This is a genomic window from Campylobacter concisus UNSWCS (genome assembly GCF_000466685.1).
Lineage (GTDB): Bacteria > Campylobacterota > Campylobacteria > Campylobacterales > Campylobacteraceae > Campylobacter_A > Campylobacter_A concisus_A.
Genome location: NZ_ANNG01000058.1, coordinates 1 through 5,300, shown reverse-complemented (window position 1 = coordinate 5,300; position 5,300 = coordinate 1). Strand labels below are relative to the sequence as shown.

Here is a 5,300-nt window from a genome sequence, read left to right as displayed (position 1 = left end):
ATTTATAACTTAACTTACCGCCCGCAACAGAGTAAAGATGTTTAGGGGCTTGTTTGTTACAACCTTAATACGTTGTAAAACTGTTGGGGGTGGTGTAGCTCTGCCCCTAAAATACTAAGCTACAAACAAATATTTTTTAAGGAGCTACACATGTACACTTATCTTTTAGGCCTTTGTGACGAAGTTCGTCCTATTTCTCGCATCGACAAAAAAACTGGTGAAGTTGCATCGTCTATCGACGTAACTATCACTTTTGAAAGTCGTGATCAACATGGCTATCTTGTCAAATCAACTGAAACTATCAACTATGACTTTTCTTTAAAGCCAAAATTTGATTCTGTTAAAGGCAAATATATCGCTGTTCCATATCGCTTTTTAAATACTCGAAACGGTTCATATATGTTCCCTGATGAAAGTTTGAGTTTCCAAGTTTTCAATGAAAATCCTTTTTTGAAAGAAACTACTAAACCATCTAAGTAATTAAAAGCGGGGGCTATGCCTTAATGTGAGTAGCAAACCACTCTCCCGCTCATATCAATTTCTACAAAGTTTATTTTTTAAATTTTGTAGAGATTGTTCTCTAAATTTTAAAAAGGAGTTAGATATGGAAAAATTTAAAAATTTTCTAGAATCTACTAAGGTTAAAGTTGCTGCTGTTGGCTCTACATTGCTTTCAGCTCCTGTTCTTTTTGCGGCAGATGCTCCAACTGTTCCAACTACGCCGTTAAAAGCTGACTATGCTTTATTTGACTACGTATTTGCTGGCGTTATCGCTGTTGCTTTCATCTTTATGATTGCTAGCAGAGTTAAGTCTTTCATCAAGTAGTTTTAGGGGCTTCTTGCCCCTTTAAAGGTTAAAATAATGAAAGAAAATGCTATATATATCCCTAATTTAAATATCTGCGTTAAAGATTTCTACATAAAAGATAAAAAAGTATTTTTAGTAAATTTTGATGATAGCGTTTCTACTTCTGATTACTCATTTTCTAATTTTCAAACAAACTATGTATTTAACACTGAAACTAATATTTGCTACATTCAAAAAAATGATTTACTTCCAAATTTAGGTATATATGAATATCAATTTAATTTTTTAATGGGTCTTTCTGCGATACTTATAGCATTTTCTTTTCTTATTGGTTTGATAATAGTCGGAGCTACACGATGATCGAAGTTTTGAATAATGATGTTTTTAATTATTTTTTAAGTATTTTTGCTCTCTTTTTTGTGCCTATTTTTATATACGTCATAGCTCTCTCTTTCGTTAAGTAGTTTTTTATAGCACGCGAAGCGTTTTGCACTTCATTTTTTTTCGCAGAATAAAAATGAAGCGACAACCGCAGGGCGTCAGGTATTAAATTTTTTAAAGGTTTAAATTCATGAAAAGAATAAAATTATTTTTTCTTTTGTTCTCTATGTTTTTTTCTTTTTTGTCTTCTTATGCCGAGTGTCTTCCTATGAGTCTTTTTGCTCGTGTAATTCCTTCTCTTGATGATAAAGGTGGTTATAAAGTTTTTTCTGTTTATGGTTCGTCTTATTATGTTGTTGATTCAGAGATTGTTCAAAGTCCTATTCCTACTTGTGCTGAACTTTCTGGTGGTGATCACTTTATTGGAAATGGAAAATTATATAATGTAACTGGTTCTACTACTTATCAAGCTACTGATGAATACGCTTTTCTTGCTAGTTCTGTTTCTTTTTCTAGGTATTATCCTTACAATTGTTCTGCTGATCAATTTTTAAATTTAAAAACTAAACAGTGTGTATCTTGCCCAAAAGATAATATTTTCAATCAAGAGACTGGAAAATGTGAGCCTGATAAACGCCCTGATTGGTGTCCTGAACCTATGATCTATAATGAAATAAAGTTAGATTCTCTTTTTGGAACAAAAACTGTTGAAGAGTGTGTTCCTGATCCTAAAATAGATCAGTCTAATTGTGAAAAAATGGGTTTAAGGTATCATGATGGTTGTCATGATTCTTATGGTCTTGTTGAAACTGCTTTTTGCATGAGTTTTCCTGTGGGTTGTTGGTCACCTAAAACTGTTAATAAAGTTCTTTCTGATAAATCGCTTGACCTTGGTTTATTTGTTTTTGGTAGTGCTTCTTTGCCTATTAAATCTTTAAAAAATGGTCTAGGTTCTTTATCTAAATTTTTTATGGATTTGTTTTCTAGCGGACCTAAACCACCTAAAATAAATTTGCTTGAGTATAAACCTGAAATAGTTGATATTAAAGCTACTAAGTCTGGTCCTGAGCCAGTTTTTGATTTTAAGCCTGTTACTGATGAAGCTGTTATTTTAAATGATACTTTTAGAAAAACTGGTAAAGTTGATCCTGCTTTATCAACTTCTCCTGATATTGTAAGATCTCCGCAAAAATTGGCTGATTTTTCTCCAAATTTAAAAAAGTTTGATTTTCCTAAGGATGCTTCTGCTTCTCATGTTGAGAATAATCTTATTGTTACTGCGAAGCTAAAAGATACCTCTAAACCTATCCCCACAAAAGATATAACTGTTCCTAATGAAGTTAAAAACATAAACCTTGATTATGATTTAAATACCATGTTTAGGTCTTCTGATAAACCAACTCCAAATTTACCTATGACAATAAAGCAAACTAGCAATGTTGGCGGTAAGGTAACCTATAAAGGCAATATTGTTACTCCAGATAATAGCGTTATTGATGTTGAAATTATTGAAATTACTAATCCAAGTGGCTCTAAAGTTCAAGATGTAACTTATTCTTATAATTATAAGACTCCAAAAGGCAATAGTAGATTTTCAACTGGTTATGTTAATACTATTAGTTCTGATAATAAGGTTACTAATTCTATTCCTAAAGATAGCACTTCTACAAGTCCTTCAAATGGTTCTTCTAGCTCTGGTAATAGTGGTAGTGGTTCATCTACAGCTTTAGTTCCGTCGCAATCTATTGATTTAAGTTCTTTGGAACGTGCTATAAGTCAAAGTAATTCAAAGCTTGATTCTATTAATGAAAATTTGACAGCTATTAAAAATCAACAGCTAGAGCAATGGAATTATGAGCCTAATGTTAATACTGCTACTTCTTTTTCGGCACTACAAAGCGAGCTTACTAAATTTGATGTTTCTGTTAATGATGCTTTTAATTTTCTTAACAATTTTAAAGGCGATATTGATAATTTGATGAATAACTTTAACGAGTCGCTTGATATTATTAATAAAGGTATTGATGCCCCTGATATTCCTAAAGGAACTTGTCCTTTTACTATTAGTGGTCCAACTCCTGGTAGCGGTAAAAATAATTTATTTAATATCGATCCTTGTCGTATTGTTACTCCTTATAGGTCTATTCTTATTCTATTTTTCACGATTTGGTTTAGTTTCGAGATTATTATGTTTTCTTTGAAATATCTCTTTAGGGTAGGTGGTGAATCATGAAATGGTTAATCGGTGCGGTTGGCGGTTTTATAGTTAATTTTATTGAATTTCTTGTAAAGAAAATTGGCATAAGAAATACAATTTTAGCTTTTATTGTTCCTATTTATGCTTCTTTTGTAGCTTTTCTTATTGCTTTTGCTGGATATGCCATTTTATTTATTATGAAAATTTGGAATTTGCTAAGGGAGTATATCCCTAAAATGTTTGATTATGGCTCTAGCGTCAGTGGTTCTTTTGGTGGCTTGCCTAATCAGACTGTTTTAAACTCTGCTATGGAGTTTTTGCATCAAAGTGGTTTAGCTTCTGCTTTTTCTACTGCTATGACTTTGTTTATATCTATTCTTAGCCTTTTCTTTGCTCTCCAGCTTTATAGGGTTATCTTATATGTTAGGGCTAATATGACAAAGATCATAACTGATCTATTAACTTTAATGAGTAGATAGCATGCTTAGTTTAATTATCGGTCCGCCACGTTCTGGAAAAACTTATAAAGCAGTTCATCTAATAAATGATGAATACGAATTACACTTAAAAGGCGAATCAAAGTATAGATTTATCTATACTAATATTAATGGCTTGAAATTTGATCATTTTAACGGCTTTGTAAAACAATATGATAAAAATGATTTTCTTACTGCGGTTAGTCAAGAATATACGCTTAGTTCTCAATACGAAAATGGCTTTTTAGAGAATGTAGATAATTATGATGAATATGCCTTGAAAAATGGAATTTACGAAAATTATCATCATTGTTTAATAGTTCTTGATGAAGCTTACAACACCTTTACGAAAAACTTTAATGATAGCTTGGGTAGATTTTTAAGCTATCACGGACATTTTGGGATTGATATTATCTTTTTATTTCAGTCTAAACGTCAAACAAATAGAGAGTATTTAGTTCATACTGAATTAATGTATATGGCTCAGCCTAGTGGCAAAAGGCTCTTTAGTAGTCTTTTTAAATATAAAGTCTATAGCACTTCATCTAATTTTAATTACAATCTTATTCGTTCTGAAAATCTAAAATTTAATCAAAAAGTTTCAGATTTATATAGTAGTGGTTCAAAAGAAATTTATAAAAGCTATGCAACTAAAAAGATTTTATTTTTAATAATTTTTATTGTAGCTTCTTACGCTATATATAAATTCTTAGAGCCTAAACATGAGCCAGCTCAATCAACTATTCAAGATACTAGATTTGTTGATTTAAATACTTCTGATTCTAAAGAGCCTAAAACAATTTCAAATAGTGTAGATAATTCAGATATAAACACCACTATTTTTAATAATAATAGAATCTATCTAAGGGTAACTTGCTTTCCAAGCGGTTGTAAATTTAGAAATTACGCCATTGATTTATCTTTAGATAGCTTCTTAGAACTCCTTTCTTTCTCAAACTGCCATATATTCTTACAAGATAAGAAGTCAGGCAACTACATTGATTACTTTGTTTCTTGCCATGCAGATTTTGAAAGGGTTTTAAAAAGCTTAGAAAATTCATCACAAGGGTTTGCAAATGAAAAATCTCCAAAGACTGATTCTAGTCCTATGCTTCCTGCTCTCAAGTAGTTTATCTGCCTTAGAATATCGTAACATTACCTTTAATGATTTCTTGGGTGAGATTAGTTCTATAACTGGTAAAAATATTGTTATTAGTGGTAATGTTGATACCAACTTTGATGTATTTTTGCCTACGCTTGATCTAAGCAATACTGATACTTTTTCTAAGTTGCTTAAAGATATTTTAAATGTTAATGGTCTTGATTATTTGATTCAAGATAGTGTTTTGTTGATATATAATCCAACTGTTGAAGAGAAGCCAGTTTTAAAAGACTATATAATAAAATTTAAGCATATTTCCAAAGAAGATGTTGTATC

The 5,300-nt window shown here is 31.0% G+C and carries 7 protein-coding genes; all 7 read left to right on the top strand.

Annotation, left to right across the window (positions count from 1 at the left end; genetic code table 11):
- Positions 1 to 150 precede the first annotated feature (150 nt).
- Positions 151 to 480 carry a hypothetical protein gene (locus UNSWCS_RS10015; RefSeq protein ID WP_035143927.1) on the top strand — a complete coding sequence of 110 codons (330 nt, stop codon included), beginning with the start codon at positions 151 to 153 and terminating at the stop codon, positions 478 to 480.
- A 124-nt stretch (positions 481 to 604) separates the two neighbouring features.
- Positions 605 to 826, top strand: coding sequence for a hypothetical protein (locus UNSWCS_RS10010; RefSeq protein WP_021088405.1), 222 nt, complete (start codon positions 605 to 607; stop codon positions 824 to 826).
- A 36-nt stretch (positions 827 to 862) separates the two neighbouring features.
- Positions 863 to 1,168: a hypothetical protein gene (locus UNSWCS_RS10005; RefSeq protein WP_021088407.1), complete on the top strand. Its 306-nt coding sequence runs from the start codon at positions 863 to 865 to the stop codon at positions 1,166 to 1,168.
- 211 nt (positions 1,169 to 1,379) lie between these two features.
- Positions 1,380 to 3,422, top strand: coding sequence for a hypothetical protein (locus UNSWCS_RS10000; protein ID WP_021088408.1), 2,043 nt, complete (start codon positions 1,380 to 1,382; stop codon positions 3,420 to 3,422).
- Entirely contained in the window at positions 3,419 to 3,865 is a 447-nt protein-coding gene (locus UNSWCS_RS09995; RefSeq protein WP_035143924.1) for a hypothetical protein, read from the top strand. Before UNSWCS_RS10000 ends, UNSWCS_RS09995 begins: the two co-directional genes overlap by 4 nt.
- 1 nt (position 3,866) lies before the next feature.
- Entirely contained in the window at positions 3,867 to 4,991 is a 1,125-nt protein-coding gene (locus tag UNSWCS_RS09990; protein WP_021088406.1) for a zonular occludens toxin domain-containing protein, read from the top strand.
- 43 nt (positions 4,992 to 5,034) lie between these two features.
- Positions 5,035 to 5,300, top strand: a 266-nt coding sequence (locus tag UNSWCS_RS09985; RefSeq protein ID WP_200862628.1) for a hypothetical protein, incomplete at its 3' end; no start/stop codon positions are given.

What these genes read in the sequence shown, in the direction of transcription:
- UNSWCS_RS09990 (WP_021088406.1), top strand. Translation starts at nt 3,867, where the DNA reads ATGCTTAGTTTAATTATCGGTCCGCCACGTTCTGGAAAAACTTATAAA.
- UNSWCS_RS10000 (WP_021088408.1), top strand. Translation starts at nt 1,380, where the DNA reads ATGAAAAGAATAAAATTATTTTTTCTTTTGTTCTCTATGTTTTTTTCT.
- UNSWCS_RS10005 (WP_021088407.1), top strand. Translation starts at nt 863, where the DNA reads ATGAAAGAAAATGCTATATATATCCCTAATTTAAATATCTGCGTTAAA.
- UNSWCS_RS09995 (WP_035143924.1), top strand. Translation starts at nt 3,419, where the DNA reads ATGAAATGGTTAATCGGTGCGGTTGGCGGTTTTATAGTTAATTTTATT.
- UNSWCS_RS10015 (WP_035143927.1), top strand. Translation starts at nt 151, where the DNA reads ATGTACACTTATCTTTTAGGCCTTTGTGACGAAGTTCGTCCTATTTCT.
- UNSWCS_RS10010 (WP_021088405.1), top strand. Translation starts at nt 605, where the DNA reads ATGGAAAAATTTAAAAATTTTCTAGAATCTACTAAGGTTAAAGTTGCT.